This window comes from Erythrobacter ani (assembly GCF_019204025.1).
Lineage (GTDB): Bacteria > Pseudomonadota > Alphaproteobacteria > Sphingomonadales > Sphingomonadaceae > Erythrobacter > Erythrobacter ani.
In genome coordinates this window covers 1,193,448-1,210,511 of the sequence record NZ_JAGSPB010000001.1, presented here as the reverse complement: position 1 = coordinate 1,210,511, position 17,064 = coordinate 1,193,448, and the positions used below count along the sequence as shown (strand labels likewise).

Genomic DNA, 17,064 nt, shown 5'->3' with positions numbered 1-17,064 from the left:
GCAGCATGGGTAAGAAGATCGATCCACATCTCTGGAGTGATGACGCGGAACCGCACCTGATGGGCGGCAAACTGCCGTCGGGCGAGATCGTGTTCCCAATGCCGCAAGGCGATGCGGCCAAGGATGTCGAGCCTTACAAGCTTTCACGGCATGGCCGGTTGTGGTCTTGGACGTCTCAGGGGTTCCTGCCAAAAGAGCCTTACGAAGGGCCCGGCTCCGGACCTGGCGAGGGCCCGCCAGATTTTCAGCCATTCCTGCTCGGATATGTCGAACTTCCCGGCGAAGTCATCGTCGAAAGCCGGATTGTCGATGCCCGGCTCGAGGATCTTGAATTGAATATGCCGGTCGAGTTCTGCGTCGTTCCGTTCAACGCAACGCACGACACTTTCGCGTTCCGTCCCCTCAATCAAGCCCGAGAGAAAGCCGCATGAGCGAGAACGTCTATATCATCGGCGCGGGGATTCACCCCTTTGGCCGCACCGAAGAACGGTCGGGCCGCGAACAGGGCGTTTTCGCAGTCCGCGAAGCGATGAAGGATGCGGATCTCGAATGGACCGACATCGAATGCGCCTATGGCGGCTCGGCTGCGGCCGGCAGCGCCGACATCATGGTCAACGAGCTGGGCCTGACCTCCCTGCCTTTCACCAATGTCGCCAATGGCTGCGCGACCGGTGGCAGTGCGCTCGTTTCAGCACAGATGGCGATCGCGAGCGGGATGTACGACCTTGCTCTTGCAGTCGGTTTTGACAAGCATCCGCGCGGCGCCTTCAACGCGAAGCCCGCCGATTACGGCCTGCCCGAATGGTACGGTCAGACCGGCATGATGCTGACCACGCAGTTCTTCGCGCTCAAGATCCAGCGGTACATGCAGCTGTACGGGATCAGCCGCGAAACGCTCGGTCGGGTGGCCGCGAAAGCGTTCCGCAACGGCGCAGTGACACCGCATGCATGGCGGCGCAGCGAGATCGATCTCGAAACGATCATGAACGCGCCGATGATCAACGATCCGCTGACCAAATACATGTTCTGCGCCCCGGCCGAAGGGGGTGTTGCCCTGATCCTCGCCAGTGAGAAGAAGGCGAAGGAACTCGGCGCGCTTTCCAACAACGGTTCGGTCAAGATCGCGAAAGTCGCGGTAAAAACCCGTCCGCCCGACAGTTTTGAAGTGTTTCAGGCCGGCGTAAGCATCAAGGAAGGCGGCAAGCCCACGGTCCTCGCGTCCAAGGCAGCGTTCGAAGGGGCCGGGATCGGCCCGGAGGATATCGACGTGGCGCAGCTGCAGGATACCGAGTCCGGCGCCGAGATCATGCACATGGCCGAAAACGGTTTCTGCAAGGACGGCGAACAGGAAGAATGGCTCGCCAATGGCTGGTCCGAACGCGGGGGCAAGCTACCGATCAACACCGATGGCGGTTGCATCGCATGCGGCGAACCTGTCGGTGCTTCGGGACTCCGGCAAATCTATGAAAATGTCGAGCAATTGCGTGGGCGCGCGGGCGAACGACAGGTCGTCACGTCGGATGGCGACATACCGAAAACCGGATACAGCCATGTCTATGGCGCGCCGGGACTGTCAGCGGTAGCGATCCTGGAGCGATAGATGGGCGGAAGAATGCAAGGCAAGGTCGCTCTCGTCACGGGCGGAGCCGAAGGTATCGGAGCCACCGTCGGCCGCATGATCGTCGAAGAAGGCGGCAAGGTGCTGCTGTGCGACGTTCAGATCGAAAAGGCGCGGACGCTGGCGGACGAACTGGGCGACAATGCCGAGGCATTCGAACTGGATGTCCGCGACCTGGATCGCTGGCACCAAGCAGTGCGGACTGCAAAGGACCGTTTCGGCAAACTCAACATATTGTGTAATATCGCCGGTATTTCCGAACCCGGCAATGTTGTCGAAGGCCCGCTTGAAAGCTGGGAGCGCACTATCGACATCAATCTCAACGGCCCATATTTCGGGATGCGCGCGGCGTTGCCTGTAATGGAAGCGGCGGGAGAGCCGGGAGCGATCGTCAATATCGGTTCGATGATCGCAATGCGCGCAGCCGCTTTTGTCGCCGCTTACAGCGCGTCGAAAGCAGGTCTGCTCGGCCTCACCCGGTCCGTGGCCTTGGATTGCGCCGAGCGTGGTGTTCCCATTCGGGCCAATATGGTTCATCCCGGCGCGATCCGCACGCCGATGTATGACCGCTACAAATTCTCCGGCATCGACACTCCGGAAAACATAGAGACCAACTTTGCCGCAACTCATCCGATGAACCGCATTGGAGAGCCGGAAGAGGTCGCAAAGGCGGTCGTCTTCCTGGCGAGCGACGAGGCAAGCTTTACCACCGGCTGCGACTTCACGGTCGATGGCGGCGGAGCGATACGGAGTTAATCGAATGGGCGCACAACCAACTCAGCGGATCGACGCGCATTTTATCGCAGCGGGAAAATATCACGACATCGATTACCCGCGGCTCGAGCTGCTCAAGCTGCTCGCGGAGCATCCACATGTCCGCACGACGGTAGCCGCCGATTATTCGGGGCTGGAGCGGCTCGACAATTGCCGGTTCCTGATCACCTATACCTGCGACCTCATGCCGACCGAGGCGCAGGCGAAGCAATTGCGTGCCTGGCTCGAATCAGGCGGGAAATGGCTCGCGCTCCATGGCACCAACTCGATCCTCGTCTTCACCGAGGAGGGCCTCGTGGCCTGCCCCGAGGATCGACCCGAGATTTTCGACATGCTCGGCACACAGTTCAAGGCGCATCCGGTGATCGGCCCGTTCGAAGTCGAGGTGCTCGACAAGGATCACGAACTCACACGCGGGATCGAGGATTTCGAAGTGGTCGACGAACTCTACCTTTCAAAGACCACGGCTCCGATCGACACGCTGATGCAAACCACGTTCGAAGGGGAAGCCACCGGTTTCGTCGAGGGGAATTGGGAGAAAACGAGCGTGCCGATCCTGTACACCCGCGACATCGGCAAAGGGCGGGTCGTCTACAACACGCTCGGTCATTGCCGCGGACATTACGACCTGCCGGGAATGCAGGATTTCTATCCGCACAAAGAAATGTGCGCGTGGAATTACGATGTCTATTACGATCTGTTGCGACGCAGCATCGCCTGGGCGATGCGCGACGGCGAATGAAGGGACGCTCGCCATGGATATGAACTTTTCACCCGAAGACCTCGCCTTTCGCGAAGAAGTGCGCGGCTTCCTCAGCCAGAAACTGCCTGATCGCCTGCGCGATGGCGCACGGCGCACGCCGGGCGTTTTCGTGGAGCCCGATATCGGGATGGAATGGCACCGCATCCTGTACGAAAAAGGCTGGGTTGCCCCGCATTGGCCGAAAGAGGACGGCGGCACGGGCTGGACGCCAACGCAGAAGTTCATCTTCGAGAAGGAATGCGCACTTGCAGGAGCACCGGCGATCTCGATCCTCGGCCTGCGGCTTGTGGGTCCGGTCATTTGCGAGTTCGGGACGCCCGAGCAAAAGGCCAGGTTTCTGCCGCGCCTGCTTTCAGGCGAGGATTACTGGTGTCAGGGCTATTCCGAGCCGGGCAGCGGTTCCGACCTCGCTTCGCTCAAGACTGCGGCGCGACTCGATGGCGACGAATATGTCATCAACGGCTCGAAAATCTGGACCACTCATGCGCACCATGCGAACTGGATATTTGCGCTCGTTCGCACCGACACCGCAGTCAAGAAACAGGCCGGCATTACCTTCCTGCTGATTCCGATGGATCAGCCTGGCGTCGAGGTAACGCCGATCCATTCGATGTCGGGCGACCACGAGGTCAATCAGGTTTTCTTTTCCGATGCCCGCACATCGATAGACAACCGGATCGGAGAAGAAGGCGCAGGCTGGGCCATCGCCAAATTCCTGCTCGAAAACGAGCGCGGCGGTTCCTGCTATGCCCCGCGTTTGCTGAAATCGATCGACAAGCTGGAAGAGCTCGCCGAGACGCAGCCCTCCGGCGTGAATGGCGCGATCGCGCACGATCCGCGCTTCCGCGACAAGCTGGCCCGCGTCCGGCTCGACGCGGAAGCTCTCGAATTTACGGAACTTCGCATTTTGGCCGAGCTCGCGAAAGGGCGCAGGCCGGGCCCGCAGACATCGCTGGTCAAGCTGCTCGGTTCGAACATCGGTCAGGAAATCGACACGCTGCGACTGGAGCTGCTCGGCCCGGATGCGCTGCAATTGCCGCTCGAGCGGCCGCTATATGGCAATGAAGCGCCAGAGCCAGTCGGCAGCGAACTCGCGCAAACCGCGATGGGCAGATATCTCAACAACCGTGCGGCGACGATCTTTGGCGGGTCGGACGAAGTGCAAAAGAACATCATAGCCAAGACCGTTTTGGGTCTCTGACCTCTCTCAAGAAAGACAAATCTCATGGACGTATCGAAGCTGATGTTCCGCGAAGGCCTGATGAATGACGAGCGTATCCTCGTCACAGGCGGAGGCACCGGTCTGGGCCGGGAGATGGCCGAGGGGTTCCTGAAGCTGGGCGCGACTGTCTACATCTGCGGGAGGCGCCAGAACAAGCTGGATGAGACCGCGACGGAACTGATGGAGCAGCATGGCGGAAAGGTCGTGGCCCATGCCTGCGATATTCGCGATGCCGATGCGATCCACGAAATGGTCGACAAGATATGGGTCGATGGCGGCGCGCTGACCGGCGTCGTGAACAACGCCGCAGGCAACTTCATCAGCCGTACCGAAGACCTTTCCGTGAATGGGTTCAACGCAATCGCAGACATCGTCATGCGCGGGACTTTCTACGTGACGCTGGACGTCGGAAAACGCCTGATAGCTGAAGGAAAATCGGCGAGCTTCCTGTCGATACTCACCACATGGGTGTGGTCAGGCAGCGCGTTCGTCGTACCTTCTGCAATGTCGAAGACCGCGATCCATGCAATGACCCAAAGCCTGGCGACCGAATGGGGCCGTTACGGTCTGAGGTTCAACGCGATTGCGCCGGGCCTTTTTCCAACCAAGGGCATGAGCGCGCGCTTATCGCCCGGCGGACAGGGCGGCAATTCGAAGAACGACACGAACCCGATGGGCCGTGCCGGGGAAATGCACGAACTTGCAAATCTCGCGGTGTTCCTGATGGGCCAAGGCGCCGAATACGTGAATGGCCAGACCATCGCGATCGACGGCGCTGGTTATCAGGCCAATGGCGGCACATTCTATCCGGTGCTCCACGCTCTTGGCGATGCCGAGTGGGAGCAGATGCGCGCGATGATCAAAGGCACAAATGCGAAGGACAAGGCCGACCGCGCTACTGAGTAGCCGGTCAGCTTCCGCTCGCGTCTGCCAGCCGCTGCGCAGTCTTGTAATCGGGCTTCCCGTTGTTGAGCCTTAGCGAGTCGTTGGTGAACACATAGACCCGCGGTATCTTGTAAGCGGCCAGTTCGGCGCGGGCCCGCGTGTCCAATGCGTCTTCCAGTTTGTCATCGCTGCCGTCGGACTTCACTACCGCGACGACCTTGCGGCCGAAGCGCGGATCCGGAAGGCTCACAACGCGCACATCCTGCACGCCGGGATGGTCCTGCAAGACGGCCTCCACCTCTTCGGGAAAGACTTTCTCGCCTCCGGTATTGATGCACATGTTGTCGCGGCCGATGAAATCCATGCTGCCGTCCGCGGCCCAGCGGGCGCGGTCTCCCGTCACCAGCCAGCGCTTGCCATCGATAACCGGGAAGGTCCTGGCGCTCTTCTCCTCTTCGCCGAGATAGCCGAGCGGCAGCGGACCGGTGCGCGCGACGATCCCGATGTCGTCGCTGTCTTTGGCGATTTCGTTCAGATTTTCATCGAGCAATTTGGTTTCCCGGTCAGGCAGTGCTGCAAACTTTCCGCCTCCGCTCGATCCGGCTGCGGTCGTCATCACAACGGCGGTCCCGGAACTTTCCGAGGAGCCGAGCGCATCGATGATAACCAATGATTTGTGATGCGAAATCAGCCTCTGCTTGACCGCATTGGAAAGCACCGCGCCGGAACTGATGAGGGTACGCAGGCTCGCCAAGGTTTCCGCGCCATCGCCGCGTGCATCCAGCCGATCGGCCATAGGGAGAGCGAACGCGTCACCGACAATGAACAAGCCTTTCGCTCCGATGCGCTTCACCTCGTCGATTGCGGCGTCAGCATCGAAGGATTTGGCGGGCAGCAGCGCGAGCGTGCCGCCTTTGAGCAAGTGAATAACGCCGGTGAATTGGCCGGCGCCGTGCATCAGCGGGCTAAGGAGCAGCAGGGGCGATCCACTGGCCGGGTGATCCGGGCCGATAGAGGCTGCCTCCGCCGCATGCTCCGCCAGCGAACTCGAAAGGAATGGAGGCTCTCCCAGCCCGCGCTGAAATGTCGATACGTTGAACGCCTGCCAAGCATCGGCAAACGGCCACATTACCGCTTTGGGCATACCGGTCGTACCGCCGGTCGCCGTCAGGAACAGCGATCCCCTGTCGCGGTGCACCTGAAAATCTTCGGGGAGATCGAACGCGCACAGATCGATCCACTCCCTGCTCCCGGCGACAATGGTAATCGTGTTGTCCGGCATCGCCGAACGCGCGAGGTCGGCAAAATCTTCTTCGGTAAACAACGCCTTCACACCGAACCGCTCAAGGATATCGGTCAGCTCGCGCTCCTTGTAATGGTAATTAACGTTGATCGGCGAAACACCCGCCTTGATGCAGCCGAAATAGGCGAGAACGTAATCGGGCGTGTTACGCTGCATCTGTCCCGCGATGTCGCCCGGCTTCAGCCCGCTCGACTGCAATCCCGCCGCGATCCGATCGGTTAGTTCGTCCAGCTCAGCCCAGGTGACAACACGGTCGCCGTGGATCAAAGCCGGCCGCTCAGGCTCGACTGCGCTCGCCAGCGCCTTCAGCGCGAACCCGAAATTCTCACCCTGCCATGCCATGACGCGACTCTCCTGAAAGATGGAACGGGCTTAACCAGTGCCTACCCCCAATTCCCCTGCGTAAAGTATGAGGCGAATCGATCAAAGTGGGTTAGGGTGTCCCGGGATTTGAGTCGGGGAGAGGCTACGAACATGGCTAAAAACGTTGTAGAATTGCGCACGCCGCAAGGGCGCGAGCACCTGGATCAGTTGCTCGACCAGATCACGATCACCTGCTCGGAAGATATTCACGATGCTGCCGTGAACATGGCACGTATCGCGCAGGAGCGCGGCATGCAGGTCGCGATGTGCGACGATATCTCATCGAAAGAGCCGATGGTCGATGCCGAGGGGACGATCCTGAATGCGGACGTGTTCCGCTGGCTCGACGATGGATCTCGTTGGTGGGAGGATCACCGCCTTGCCCTGCACTCCCCGATCCCCCGCGCCTGCCGGTACGAGAGCGAACCCTTCTGGGCCAATCAGCACGGCTTCAACACCCGCTGGCGCAATTCCTACCTCGAAGAGATCGACCTCACCGACTTCGAAAAACGCTCTCTGTGCAAAGCCGCGATCGTGATCCCCGTGCACCTGCCGTTCGGTCAGATCTCCGCCAACAGTTTCATCAGCATGGACCGCGACAAGGAAGACCTATCCGAAGAGTTCGCGCTGTACGGATCGCTTTTCTCGCAGCTGACCCGCCGCTTCATCGCGGGGTATGTCCAGGCGCACCGGACAAAACGGCGTATTCCTTCGGATTGCGTTCTTTCAAAGCGCGAAGTCGAGTGCTTGCGCTGGGCCGCGATTGGCAAGACCGACAAGGAGATCAGCATGATCCTCGAACGGTCGCATGCTACCATTCGGTATCATATCCACCGCGCTGGAGAGAAACTCGACAGCGTCAATCGCGCGCAGACGATCTTCAAGGCAGGTCAGCTGGGATATCTCGGCGCCAGCAGCTAACGAACTTCGCTTTCAGGTGCGGTCCCCGGGGGCCGCGTGCTTAACCCAAGGTTCTAAGTGGCTCGCTGCCGTCCCAGTCCTTGCCTGCATCCTTGATCATTGCGAACAGTCCGGGCCCGCCTTCGCCTTGCTGCAGGATTTCGACCAGGCCGCCGGGTCCCGATCCGGGATCGACATAGATAACCTGGCTGTCGCCGAGCGATCCCTCGATCACGATCTTCGCGCCCTGTTCGCGGCAGACCGAATACGCCTCCTCGATATCGTCGACGAGGATGCAGACATGGTGCAGGCCTCCGCCGACGTCCGCGTACTCACCAGAATAGATCGATGGGTGGTTGTCCCGCGGACGGATCAGTTCGATCTGGATGTCGCCCCAATATGCCAGCGCAAGATCGAAGACCGCGTCCGTCGGCTCGCCCATGTATCGCATGTCTTCAAGGTGGATGCCTTCCATCAGGAAGAACGGGCCGACGCCCATGACCTCGGCCCAATGCTTCACCGCAGCATCGAAATCGAGCGGGACGAATGCAAGCTGCATCACCTCTCCCAATTCCGCGATCCCGTACTTGCGCCCCATGCATCCTCTCCAATCCGATAGTGTGACCGCCGGGGCAATCTGTGTGATATTCCAAAGCGCGAACACTGCACAAAGTGCGAGGAAAGGGCTCGAAAGAGGACTCCGATGAACGAGATCAAGAAAGTCAGCGCGGAAGATCGCTGCCCCGGCATGAGCTACACCGAAATGCTGGAGGGCGACACGCGCACCCCGCCCGACTATCTTTTCGAAGAAACCGTCCTGGAAATGCCGGACGATCCGCTTCCGGTCGAACCTTACATCAGCGAAGACTTCGCCAAGCTCGAGCGCGAGAAGCTGTGGCCCAATGTCTGGATGTTTGCCGCACGCGAAGACGAAATGCCCGATCCGGGCGATACAGTCGTTTACGAGATCGCGGGCAAGAGCTTCCTGTTGATTCGCCAGAAAGATGGCGGCGTAAAAGCATTCTACAACGCCTGCCTTCACCGCGGGCGCAAGCTGCGTACGGAGGGCGGCAATTCGATCCAGCTGCGCTGCCCATTCCACGGCTTCACCTGGCGCAATGATGGCACTCTGAAAGAGATCCCGTCCGAGTGGGACTTCAAGCATCTCAAGGACAAGAACATGTGCCTGCCAGAGGCGCGGGTCGAATTGTGGCAGGGCTTCGTCATAGTCACGGAGAACCACGACCTTCCCGATTTCAGGACGTGGCTCGGCCCGGCGGCATCGCACTATGAGCGTTACGATTTTGAGAACCGCTATACGGGCATGTGGGTGCAGAAACGCATCCCGGCCAACTGGAAAGCAACCGCCGAAGCATTCATGGAGGCCTGGCATTCGATTACCACGCATCCGCAACTGCTGCCGTTCCTCGGCGACGCAAACACGCGTTACGATCACATCGGCGACCATTTCAATCGTGCAATCACTCCCTCAGGAGTCCTCAGCCCCCATATGAAGGGCAAGGATTCGGATTATGTCCTCGAAAAGATGAACGAATTCTCAGGCGGAGCGGATGCGGACACCAATCGCCGCTTTGCCGCGAGCGACGAGCCTGTCGAAGGCTACGAGCCTGCCGATCCGCTTGGCGCGCGCAAGGTGCTGGCCGAGGCTGGCCGCCAAGGTTTCGCGGAACAGTATGGCTACGATTATTCGGATGCGTCGGACAGCGAGATCCTCGACAATTTCACCTATAACATCTTCCCGAATTTCGCACCGTGGATCGGATTCCTGCCGACGCTGGTCTATCGCTGGCTCCCCGGCGACACCCCCGATTGGTGCATCATGGAAATTCGCCTGCTGTTCCCCACCCCAAAAGGCGAAGAGCGGCCGCGCGCTGTCGAGATGACATACATTCCCGACGATGAGCCATTCTCCTGGGCCGCGGATATCATGGGGCCCCAGCTTGCCAATGTGTTCGATCAGGACATGTCGAACCTCCCGCATGTGCAGACGGGGATGAAGAGCATGAAGGAAGGTATGATGGAGCTCGGTCACTACCAGGACAGCCGGGTGCGCCATTTCCAGACCACGCTAAAGAAATATATCGACGGTGAGCTGCCGAAGACGGCATAGGCTCAAACCATGAGCATTGCAGTCGATCTATCAGGGCGCACCGCGCTCATCACCGGCGCGTCTTCGGGTCTTGGTTCACGTTTCGGGCGCCTCCTTGCCGCCAATGGAGCGAACGTTGCCCTGGGCGCACGGCGCAAGGACCGGCTCGAAGCACTCGCCTCCGAAATCGGTGCGAACGCCGCCGCGGTGGAGATGGATGTGGCGCGCGAGGCCGACATCATCGCTGGTTTCGATGCGGCCGAAGACGCGTTCGGAACGGTCGATACGGTCATTGCAAATGCCGGCGTGGATGGTGCCGGGATGATGAACGATATTGCCGAAGAAGAGATCGAACGCACGCTAGCGATCAATCTGAAGGGCGCGATACTCACAGCAAGAGAAGGCGCGCGGCGGATGATGGCGGCAGGCACTCCGAAAGGCAGGATCGTGATGATCGCCTCGATCACCGCATTCGAGCCCTCCCCCGGCCTTGTCGCTTACGCTGCGAGCAAGGCTGGCGTGGTGCAAGCCGCGCGCAGCATGGCCCGCGAATGGGCGCGCGCCGGAATTTGCGTCAATACCATCTCGCCCGGCTATATCCGCACCGCTATCAACGACGACTGGTTCGATACCGAGCCGGGCAAAAAGCAGATAGCCCGGTTCCCGAAACGGCGGCTGATGGGTGAAGAGGGGCTAGACGGGCCTCTGCTGTTCCTGTGTTCGGACGCCGCCGAGTTCGTGACTGGCAGCGATTTCGTGCTAGACGACGGACAGACGCTATAAGGAACGGGTGACAAATCTGGCCGGTTGTCACCCATGTCCAAATCGCCAAATTGCTGAATTTCCTCATGAACTTCACCATGCCTGTAGGTGACACTTGTCCAACACGATCGCGGTTTTCTGGTTTCAAAGAGCCTGGATCCATGCCACCCGGCGCCCTCTGTAGGAAAGCGCTTTTCAGCGCTTTACACCAGGCCCTCCAACCCGTCCCTCCAGTCCTTCGACTTCGCCCAGTCGAGGTGAGAGGTGTGCTCCATGCCAAGCAGATCGGTCGCACTCTGCGGATCGACCACAAGCGGCGATGTGGCCCGAGAATTATAGAAAGCGTAGAATTTCGCCATCCCGTCATAGATGCTGAGCGGCGCGACTTCGCGCGATCCGGTGACAAGCTCGCTCATGCGAGCCGCGAATTCTTCAGGCGCGAGGCTCTGGAAACGGACTGGCCTGCCTATCGCCTTTGACAGGTTTGCGGCGACCTCGTCACCGACCAGCGCCTGCGGCCCACCAAGCGGCACGTGCATCCCATCTGCGGCATCGGTCTGGAGCGCGCGGCGCATCGCCTGTGCAACGTCCTCCAGACAGACCCAATTGATCTTCAGATCGGGCTTCGCAGGATAGGCAAAGATCCCGTCGCGCATGATCAGCGGGCGGGTCCAGATCCGGTACTGGTTGTCCATGAACACGGTCGGCTCGATGAACACGCAAGGTATCCCGGTCTCTTCGAGCGCACGCTCGATATCGCGCCTGCCATCATGGGCCGAAAGGCCCAGATCATGGTCCGCGACATAGCAGGCAGTGTTGAACACGATCTTCTTAAGGCCCGCACGCCTCGCCCCTTCGGCAATCTGGCGACCGAAATGCGCCGCTTTCTCCCGGTCGAACTCGAACGGCAGGTGGAACGCGGCGGCGTCCTGTCCGGCGAAAGCCCGCGCCATCGCGTCCGCGTCGGTGATATCGGCGTGGACCGTCGGCAGGTCGGGCCACGGCGTGCCCGCCATCGCGTCCTCCCGCCGGACCCCGGCGGTGACTCCGAAGCCCGCGCCGAGCAGTTCGGCAACCAGCGGCTGCCCCTGATCGGCGGGCGCGCCAAGGAAGCAGACTTTCTCGATTGTCATTATTCGGCTGCCTTCCGTGCCACCTCTTCCGCATCGAAATAATGGATGCGCAGGCTCTTCATCAGCCCATCTTCGAATTCGCCCATTTCGCACACGGTCTGGCTGAAGGGCTCGCCCCCAAGGCCGTCAGCGCCCTTGGGTGTCATTGTCAGCGTGAGGACTGTCACTGCGTGCGTATCGCCGCCGGTGATGTCGTGAATGTCGACCTTGGCCTCGGCCCAGGTACCATACATCGCAGCCGCGCAGCGCTGCAGCGCGTCCTTGCCCCGCCATTCGCCTGCGAAGGGAAGGCAATCGGCCTCGTAGAGCACGAAATCGGCGTGAAGCAATGATTCCACCGTCTCCCAGTCGCGCGCACCCGCCGCGGCATAGATGGAAGATTGGATTTCGCGCGGGGTGCGTTCTTTTCGCCCTACCGCTTCGCTATTTGAGGGCGTGCTTTGTCGCCCTACCGCTTCGCTATTCGAGGGCGTGCTTTGTCGCCCTACCGTTTCGCTATTCGAGGGCATCAGACTACCCGATCGTGCCGATCACGTCGCCGACCTTGTACTTCGTGCCTTCCTCGCCCGTCGGATGGATCGTGCCGGAGGCCTGCGCCTCGATCTCGACCGTCGTCTTGTCGGTTTCCGCGGTGTAGATGATATCACCCTTGGACACCTGCTCGCCTTCGCCGAACATCCATTCCGACAGAGTGACTTCGGTCGCGCTCATGCCGAGTTTCGGGATGCGGATTTCGTCTGCCATCGGTTCCTGTTCCCCCTTTTAGGACTTGCCCACGCTCGCTTTGATCTGGCCGGCAATATCGCTTTTCTGCGGTATCCATGCCTGCTCCAGATGTGAGGCGAACGGCACGGCGGAAAATGTGCCGCCGATCCGGCGCACCGGGCCTTTGAGTTTGTCCCAGCATTTTTCCTGGATGTTCGCGGCGATTTCCGCGCCGACGCCGAAGGGCCGAACCGCTTCGTGCAGGGTCAGCGCGCGCCCGGTCTTGTTGACGCTGGCGAGTACCGTTTCCTCATCATAAGGCGCGATCGTGCGCAGATCGATCACCTCGACGCTGATACCCTCTTTTTCAAGCTCGCCTGCAACTTCGAGCGCATCGAGCACTGTCCGTCCATACGTGATGAGACTGAGATCGGTGCCTTCCCGCGCAACTGCCGCTTTGCCCAGCGGGACGCGGTATCCCTCGCCCGGGTCCTCGGATTCGAGCCCGTAGCAGAGGATGTTCTCGATGAAGATCACAGGATCGTTGGCATCGATGGCAGAGCGCATCAGTCCGCGCGCATCAGCGGCGTTGGACGGCGTAACCACATGCATCCCAGCGACATGGGCGAACCATGCCTCCAGCATGTCCGAATGCTGTCCGCCGAACCCGACACCCACGCCGGTCGTGGTTCGGATCACGATCGGGCACGGTGTCTGGCCGCCCGACATGAAGCGCAGTTTTGCCGCGTGATTGACGATCTGGTCCATGCAGACGCCGACGAAATTCATCAGCATGATTTCCGCAATCGGCCGCTGACCGGCCAGCGCCGCGCCCACCGCCGCGCCGATGATCGCCGTTTCGGAGATCGGCGTGGCGCGGATGCGGTGCTCGCCATATTTCTCGGTCAGGCCCGATGTGACCTTGAACACGCCGCCGCCCTGTTTGGCGGAAACATCTTCGCCGAGGCAGAAAACGCCGTCATCCTCGGCCATTGCCTCGTCGATGGCGAGGTTGAGCGCCTGCGTCATGGTTATCTTGCCCATCAGGCGGTCTCCTCAAGCACGTCTTTGTAAATTTCGTCGGTGTCCGGCAGCGGCGCGTCGAGCGCGTGCTGAACCGCCTCTTCGATTTCGGCGTCGATATCGGCCACGATCTTGTCGAGCTCTTCCTCGGTGAACTGGCGTTCCAGCATGACCTTGCGCAATTTCGGCAGCGGGTCTTCCGACTTCATTTCGGCGATGTGCTCTTCGGGCATGTAGGAGAAATCCGAACCGAAGAAGTGGCCCATCATGCGGTAGCACATGGCCTCGACCAGGACAGGACCCTTGCCGCTGCGGGCGTGATCGACCGCTTCCTGCATTGCGGGGTAGACCTGGTTGACGTCGTTCCCGTCGACCTTGATCCCCTTCATCCCATACCCTTCGGCGCGGCTGGAAATATCCGGGCTGTCGGTGTGGTCGGCATAGGCAGTGTGCTCACCGTAACGGTTGTTCTGGCACAGGAAGACGACCGGCAGCTTGTACAGCTGGGCCATGTTCATCGCTTCGTGAAATCCGCCGATATTGGCTGCGCCATCGCCAAAGCTCACCAGCGTCACGCGTCCGTCGCCATTGTTCTGGCTCGCCATGGCAAGGCCGTTGGCGATGGGGATGCCGCTGCCAACGACGCCCGTCGTGACCATGATGCCGGTGTCGGGGTCGGTGATATGCATCGTGCCGCCCTTGCCCTTGCACGTGCCGGTCGCCTTGCCGAGGCATTCGCCCCACCATTTCTTGATCGGGATGCCCTTGGCAGTCTGTTCACCCTGCCCGCGATAGGTGCACACGACGTAATCGTCGTCGTCGAGCGCAGCCATGGCGGCGGCGGAGACCAGCTCCTGCCCGCGCACGCAATAATACATGACGGCAACCTTGCCCTGCATCAGCAGCTCACGGAATTTCTCGTCCGTTCGGTTCACCTTCATGGTGCGGGTGTAGATATCGAGCAGCTTGTCGCGTTCTATTTCAGCCATTGGGTTTGGGCCTTCCTATTGGGGAATCGGTTGGAACAGCGATGCGGTCAGAATTGCACACGCTGCGTGAATCCGCCGTCGATCACGATATTCGACCCGGTCATGTAAGGGACCGCAGGGCTGGCCGTGAAGACGATGGCCTTCGCCACTTCCTCGTCATTGCCAAACCGGCCCATCGGCATTTTTGCGAGCGTCGCATCGTACAGTTCACGCATGCCGGCCTTGATCATTTCCCAGTTGCCGCCGGGATATTCGATCGCGCCGGGCGAGACGCAGTTTACGCGGATGCCCTGCGGCGCGAGCGCCTGCGACAGCTGCGATCCATAAGTGATCAGCGCGGCCTTCAACGCGTTGAAAGCCTGCGGGGCGATGAAGGTTTCGAGAGCGGCGGTGGAGGACATGAAAACGATCGATCCGCTGTCCGATTTTGCGAGGTGCGGAGTCAGCACCTCGACGCCGTTGACTGCGCCCATAATGTCCATGTCGAGCCCGTTCTGCCAATCGCCGGTGCCGCCCGTGCCCGAACTCGACGCAGTGTGGATGAAGATATCGCACCCGCCTAGCTCGCCCGCAGCTTTTTCCAGCCATGCTTTATAGGCATCGCCGCCATCGTTCATGTCGAACACCTCTGCGAACACCTTGCCGCCTCCGGCGGAGTCGATTTCTTTCTTGGCGGCTTCGATCTTGTCGTCCTTGCGGCTGAAAAAGGCGACGTCCGCGCCCTCCGCTGCAAAAAGCTTGAGCGATGCCAGGCCCAGTCCGTGCGCGCCGCCATTCATGATGACTTTCTTGCCTTTAAGTCCCAGATCCATCGCTACTTCTCCCAAAGAGTTGAATACCTGGACAGCGATAGCGGACAGCGGGCGCCGCGCGCACTCGTCAAAAGTGGGGGTATCGCCGCGCCGAGCGGTTCCATCTGTGCGAATTCGCCGTTGCCAACGCAGCTGCGGCAATTGCAGGAAGGGCAATCACGGCCCGTTCGAGGAGACAGAAATGCCCTTCACCAGTCACAAGACCGCGATCGATGCGAGCGCGGAGCGCGTGTGGGACCTGATGGTCGACAAAATCCGCAGTCCGGACAAATATGTGCCCGGCGTCGTGTCAGTCGAGATCGTGAAGGAATTCTCCGACCTCTCGATCGAGCGGCGAATGACGGTGCAGCAGGGCGACACCCAGAAGACGGTGCATGAAATCATCTGGGCCGATCCGAACACGATGGCCGTCATCTTCAAGCTGAAAGACGATCCCGATTACACCGGATACGTGCTCAACATGGTGTTCGAAGAGGACGGCAAGGTCGCGCTCGACATCACGATGCACTGGACGCAGAAGGACCCCGATGCGGTGGTCCAGGGACCGGATTGGGAGGCCGCCGTCCGCGGCGCTGTCCTGCATACGAAAGAGCTGGCCGAAGGATGACCGCCAGATCCGGCTGTCTTCAGGTCGGAATGTCGGGAAATGGTGCCACGAGAGAGAATTGAACTCTCGGCCTCGTCATTACCAATGACGCGCTCTACCACTGAGCTACCGCGGCCCTCTTTCGAGAGGCGCGCCTATCGTTGCGACGGAGCCTCTTGTCAAGCCATGCTTGAAGCCTAGCACAGTTACAGCCATGGCATTTCATATGAATGAAGACCAAAGCAAGAATCTATCACGCGAGGAACGGCTTGCGGCGAAACTTCGAGAGAACCTGCGGCGGCGCAAGGCGCAGGGACGCGCCATCAGCAGCGAATCGGACGAAAGCGGGGTTTCCAAGGGCGAGACCTAGGGCTAGTGCGTCTGCTTTGCAGGCAGCGATGCGCCGCCCCACGATAGCCCGGAGGAACAATGCCCAAGCTCATTCTCGTCCGCCACGGCCAAAGCCAGTGGAACCTTGAAAACCGCTTTACCGGTTGGTGGGACGTCGACCTGACCGAGAAAGGCGTTGCCGAGGCAAAGGCGGCGGGCGCGCTGATGAAGGAAAAGGGCGTATTCCCGACCGTTTGTTTCACATCGTACCAGACCCGCGCGATCAAGACGCTTAACCTCGCGCTTGAGGAAATGGACCGGCTGTGGCTGCCGGTCATCAAGGACTGGCGTCTGAACGAACGCCATTATGGCGGGCTGACCGGGCTCGACAAACAGGAAACGCGCGACAAGCACGGCGATGAACAGGTGCATATCTGGCGGCGCAGTTTCGACACCCCGCCTCCGCCGATGGAGCCGAGCAGCAAGTACGATCCGGGTGCCGATCCCCGCTATGAAGGGATCGCTGTTCCCAATACCGAAAGCCTGAAGCTGACGATCGAGCGGGTCCTGCCCTATTGGGAAAGCGACATCCTGCCGGTCCTGCGCAGCGGCGAAACAGTGATCATATCTGCACACGGCAATTCGCTGCGGGCGCTGGTCAAGCATCTTTCGAACATTTCCGATGAGGACATCACGGGGCTGGAGATTCCCACGGGCCAACCGATCGTCTACGACTTCGATCACGATATGGTGCCGGGGGAACGGTACTATTTGAAAGACAGCTGA

General features: G+C 60.3%; 20 protein-coding genes and 1 tRNA gene. 12 read left to right on the top strand and 9 right to left on the bottom strand.

What is annotated here, in order from left to right:
* The first annotated feature begins 5 nt into the window (after positions 1 to 5).
* Genes KCG45_RS05850 through KCG45_RS05825 form a run of 6 tightly spaced genes read left to right on the top strand, consistent with a single transcriptional unit; the run spans position 6 to position 5,283 of the window.
* Positions 6 to 431 carry a Zn-ribbon domain-containing OB-fold protein gene (locus KCG45_RS05850; protein ID WP_218316120.1) on the top strand — a complete coding sequence of 142 codons (426 nt, stop codon included), beginning with the start codon at positions 6 to 8 and terminating at the stop codon, positions 429 to 431.
* Positions 428 to 1,600 (top strand): thiolase family protein, encoded by a 1,173-nt coding sequence (locus tag KCG45_RS05845; RefSeq protein WP_218316119.1) that lies wholly within the window; start codon positions 428 to 430, stop codon positions 1,598 to 1,600. Before KCG45_RS05850 ends, KCG45_RS05845 begins: the two co-directional genes overlap by 4 nt.
* A complete protein-coding gene (locus tag KCG45_RS05840) occupies positions 1,601 to 2,374 on the top strand; it encodes an SDR family NAD(P)-dependent oxidoreductase (RefSeq protein WP_255547969.1) in 774 nt (257 codons plus the stop codon). It abuts the gene before it with no gap.
* A 4-nt stretch (positions 2,375 to 2,378) separates the two neighbouring features.
* Positions 2,379 to 3,134, top strand: coding sequence for a ThuA domain-containing protein (locus KCG45_RS05835; protein WP_218316118.1), 756 nt, complete (start codon positions 2,379 to 2,381; stop codon positions 3,132 to 3,134).
* 13 nt (positions 3,135 to 3,147) lie between these two features.
* On the top strand, positions 3,148 to 4,356 hold the full coding sequence (locus KCG45_RS05830) for an acyl-CoA dehydrogenase family protein (protein ID WP_218316117.1): 1,209 nt from the start codon (positions 3,148 to 3,150) through the stop codon (positions 4,354 to 4,356).
* A gap of 24 nt (positions 4,357 to 4,380) precedes the next feature.
* Positions 4,381 to 5,283, top strand: a complete 903-nt coding sequence (locus tag KCG45_RS05825) for an SDR family oxidoreductase (RefSeq protein WP_218316116.1) — start codon at positions 4,381 to 4,383, stop codon at positions 5,281 to 5,283.
* A gap of 4 nt (positions 5,284 to 5,287) precedes the next feature.
* Here the strand turns inward: KCG45_RS05825 and KCG45_RS05820 are convergent, their stop codons facing one another.
* The gene (locus KCG45_RS05820; RefSeq protein ID WP_218316115.1) at positions 5,288 to 6,907 is read right to left on the bottom strand and encodes an AMP-binding protein; all 1,620 of its coding nucleotides are present in this window, start codon (positions 6,905 to 6,907) and stop codon (positions 5,288 to 5,290) included.
* 132 nt (positions 6,908 to 7,039) lie between these two features.
* On the opposite strand from KCG45_RS05820, the gene KCG45_RS05815 reads away from it, so the two are divergent.
* Positions 7,040 to 7,849, top strand: a complete 810-nt coding sequence (locus KCG45_RS05815) for a helix-turn-helix transcriptional regulator (RefSeq protein WP_218316114.1) — start codon at positions 7,040 to 7,042, stop codon at positions 7,847 to 7,849.
* A gap of 40 nt (positions 7,850 to 7,889) precedes the next feature.
* Here the strand turns inward: KCG45_RS05815 and KCG45_RS05810 are convergent, their stop codons facing one another.
* Positions 7,890 to 8,426 (bottom strand): VOC family protein, encoded by a 537-nt coding sequence (locus tag KCG45_RS05810; RefSeq protein ID WP_218316113.1) that lies wholly within the window; start codon positions 8,424 to 8,426, stop codon positions 7,890 to 7,892.
* A 105-nt stretch (positions 8,427 to 8,531) separates the two neighbouring features.
* Here KCG45_RS05810 and KCG45_RS05805 point away from each other — a divergent pair, with 105 nt between their 5' ends.
* Positions 8,532 to 9,959 (top strand): aromatic ring-hydroxylating oxygenase subunit alpha, encoded by a 1,428-nt coding sequence (locus KCG45_RS05805; protein ID WP_218316112.1) that lies wholly within the window; start codon positions 8,532 to 8,534, stop codon positions 9,957 to 9,959.
* Between the two features lie 9 nt (positions 9,960 to 9,968).
* The gene (locus KCG45_RS05800) at positions 9,969 to 10,721 is read left to right on the top strand and encodes an SDR family NAD(P)-dependent oxidoreductase (RefSeq protein WP_218316111.1); all 753 of its coding nucleotides are present in this window, start codon (positions 9,969 to 9,971) and stop codon (positions 10,719 to 10,721) included.
* A gap of 182 nt (positions 10,722 to 10,903) precedes the next feature.
* Here KCG45_RS05800 and KCG45_RS05795 read toward each other — a convergent pair whose 3' ends face one another.
* From KCG45_RS05795 to KCG45_RS05770, 6 genes are read right to left on the bottom strand one after another with little or no spacing between them, the layout of a single operon-like run.
* Positions 10,904 to 11,833, bottom strand: coding sequence for an SDR family oxidoreductase (locus tag KCG45_RS05795; protein WP_218316110.1), 930 nt, complete (start codon positions 11,831 to 11,833; stop codon positions 10,904 to 10,906).
* Positions 11,833 to 12,342, bottom strand: coding sequence for a nuclear transport factor 2 family protein (locus KCG45_RS05790; protein WP_255547968.1), 510 nt, complete (start codon positions 12,340 to 12,342; stop codon positions 11,833 to 11,835). Before KCG45_RS05790 ends, KCG45_RS05795 begins: the two co-directional genes overlap by 1 nt.
* Positions 12,343 to 12,346: 4 nt before the next feature.
* Entirely contained in the window at positions 12,347 to 12,577 is a 231-nt protein-coding gene (locus KCG45_RS05785; protein WP_218316108.1) for a biotin/lipoyl-containing protein, read from the bottom strand.
* An 18-nt stretch (positions 12,578 to 12,595) separates the two neighbouring features.
* Positions 12,596 to 13,582 carry an alpha-ketoacid dehydrogenase subunit beta gene (locus KCG45_RS05780; RefSeq protein WP_218316107.1) on the bottom strand — a complete coding sequence of 329 codons (987 nt, stop codon included), beginning with the start codon at positions 13,580 to 13,582 and terminating at the stop codon, positions 12,596 to 12,598.
* Entirely contained in the window at positions 13,582 to 14,550 is a 969-nt protein-coding gene (locus tag KCG45_RS05775) for a thiamine pyrophosphate-dependent dehydrogenase E1 component subunit alpha (protein WP_218316106.1), read from the bottom strand. The genes KCG45_RS05780 and KCG45_RS05775 overlap by 1 nt, the downstream gene beginning before the upstream one ends.
* 47 nt (positions 14,551 to 14,597) lie before the next feature.
* A complete protein-coding gene (locus tag KCG45_RS05770) occupies positions 14,598 to 15,362 on the bottom strand; it encodes an SDR family NAD(P)-dependent oxidoreductase (RefSeq protein WP_218316105.1) in 765 nt (254 codons plus the stop codon).
* Positions 15,363 to 15,543: 181 nt separating this feature from the next.
* Between KCG45_RS05770 and KCG45_RS05765 the strand changes: the two genes are divergently transcribed.
* Complete coding sequence (locus KCG45_RS05765) at positions 15,544 to 15,969, top strand: AtaL-like protein (protein WP_218316104.1); 426 nt, start codon at positions 15,544 to 15,546, stop codon at positions 15,967 to 15,969.
* Positions 15,970 to 16,009: 40 nt separating this feature from the next.
* Here the strand turns inward: KCG45_RS05765 and KCG45_RS05760 are convergent.
* A tRNA-Thr gene (locus KCG45_RS05760) sits at positions 16,010 to 16,084 on the bottom strand.
* Positions 16,085 to 16,174: 90 nt separating this feature from the next.
* Between KCG45_RS05760 and KCG45_RS05755 the strand changes: the two genes are divergently transcribed.
* Both KCG45_RS05755 and gpmA read left to right on the top strand, forming a co-directional pair.
* Positions 16,175 to 16,318, top strand: a complete 144-nt coding sequence (locus tag KCG45_RS05755; protein WP_218316103.1) for a hypothetical protein — start codon at positions 16,175 to 16,177, stop codon at positions 16,316 to 16,318.
* A 59-nt stretch (positions 16,319 to 16,377) separates the two neighbouring features.
* Positions 16,378 to 17,064 (top strand): 2,3-diphosphoglycerate-dependent phosphoglycerate mutase, encoded by a 687-nt coding sequence (gpmA, locus tag KCG45_RS05750; RefSeq protein WP_218316102.1) that lies wholly within the window; start codon positions 16,378 to 16,380, stop codon positions 17,062 to 17,064.

Bases quoted from the DNA above. Each gene is read 5' to 3' on its own strand.
- KCG45_RS05850 (WP_218316120.1), top strand. From the start codon at position 6: ATGGGTAAGAAGATCGATCCACATCTCTGGAGTGATGACGCGGAACCG.
- KCG45_RS05845 (WP_218316119.1), top strand. From the start codon at position 428: ATGAGCGAGAACGTCTATATCATCGGCGCGGGGATTCACCCCTTTGGC.
- KCG45_RS05840 (WP_255547969.1), top strand. From the start codon at position 1,601: ATGGGCGGAAGAATGCAAGGCAAGGTCGCTCTCGTCACGGGCGGAGCC.
- KCG45_RS05835 (WP_218316118.1), top strand. From the start codon at position 2,379: ATGGGCGCACAACCAACTCAGCGGATCGACGCGCATTTTATCGCAGCG.
- KCG45_RS05830 (WP_218316117.1), top strand. From the start codon at position 3,148: ATGGATATGAACTTTTCACCCGAAGACCTCGCCTTTCGCGAAGAAGTG.
- KCG45_RS05825 (WP_218316116.1), top strand. From the start codon at position 4,381: ATGGACGTATCGAAGCTGATGTTCCGCGAAGGCCTGATGAATGACGAG.
- KCG45_RS05820 (WP_218316115.1), bottom strand. From the start codon at position 6,907: ATGGCATGGCAGGGTGAGAATTTCGGGTTCGCGCTGAAGGCGCTGGCG.
- KCG45_RS05815 (WP_218316114.1), top strand. From the start codon at position 7,040: ATGGCTAAAAACGTTGTAGAATTGCGCACGCCGCAAGGGCGCGAGCAC.
- KCG45_RS05810 (WP_218316113.1), bottom strand. From the start codon at position 8,426: ATGGGGCGCAAGTACGGGATCGCGGAATTGGGAGAGGTGATGCAGCTT.
- KCG45_RS05805 (WP_218316112.1), top strand. From the start codon at position 8,532: ATGAACGAGATCAAGAAAGTCAGCGCGGAAGATCGCTGCCCCGGCATG.
- KCG45_RS05800 (WP_218316111.1), top strand. From the start codon at position 9,969: ATGAGCATTGCAGTCGATCTATCAGGGCGCACCGCGCTCATCACCGGC.
- KCG45_RS05795 (WP_218316110.1), bottom strand. From the start codon at position 11,833: ATGACAATCGAGAAAGTCTGCTTCCTTGGCGCGCCCGCCGATCAGGGG.
- KCG45_RS05790 (WP_255547968.1), bottom strand. From the start codon at position 12,342: ATGCCCTCGAATAGCGAAACGGTAGGGCGACAAAGCACGCCCTCGAAT.
- KCG45_RS05785 (WP_218316108.1), bottom strand. From the start codon at position 12,577: ATGGCAGACGAAATCCGCATCCCGAAACTCGGCATGAGCGCGACCGAA.
- KCG45_RS05780 (WP_218316107.1), bottom strand. From the start codon at position 13,582: ATGGGCAAGATAACCATGACGCAGGCGCTCAACCTCGCCATCGACGAG.
- KCG45_RS05775 (WP_218316106.1), bottom strand. From the start codon at position 14,550: ATGGCTGAAATAGAACGCGACAAGCTGCTCGATATCTACACCCGCACC.
- KCG45_RS05770 (WP_218316105.1), bottom strand. From the start codon at position 15,362: ATGGATCTGGGACTTAAAGGCAAGAAAGTCATCATGAATGGCGGCGCG.
- KCG45_RS05765 (WP_218316104.1), top strand. From the start codon at position 15,544: ATGCCCTTCACCAGTCACAAGACCGCGATCGATGCGAGCGCGGAGCGC.
- KCG45_RS05755 (WP_218316103.1), top strand. From the start codon at position 16,175: ATGAATGAAGACCAAAGCAAGAATCTATCACGCGAGGAACGGCTTGCG.
- gpmA (WP_218316102.1), top strand. From the start codon at position 16,378: ATGCCCAAGCTCATTCTCGTCCGCCACGGCCAAAGCCAGTGGAACCTT.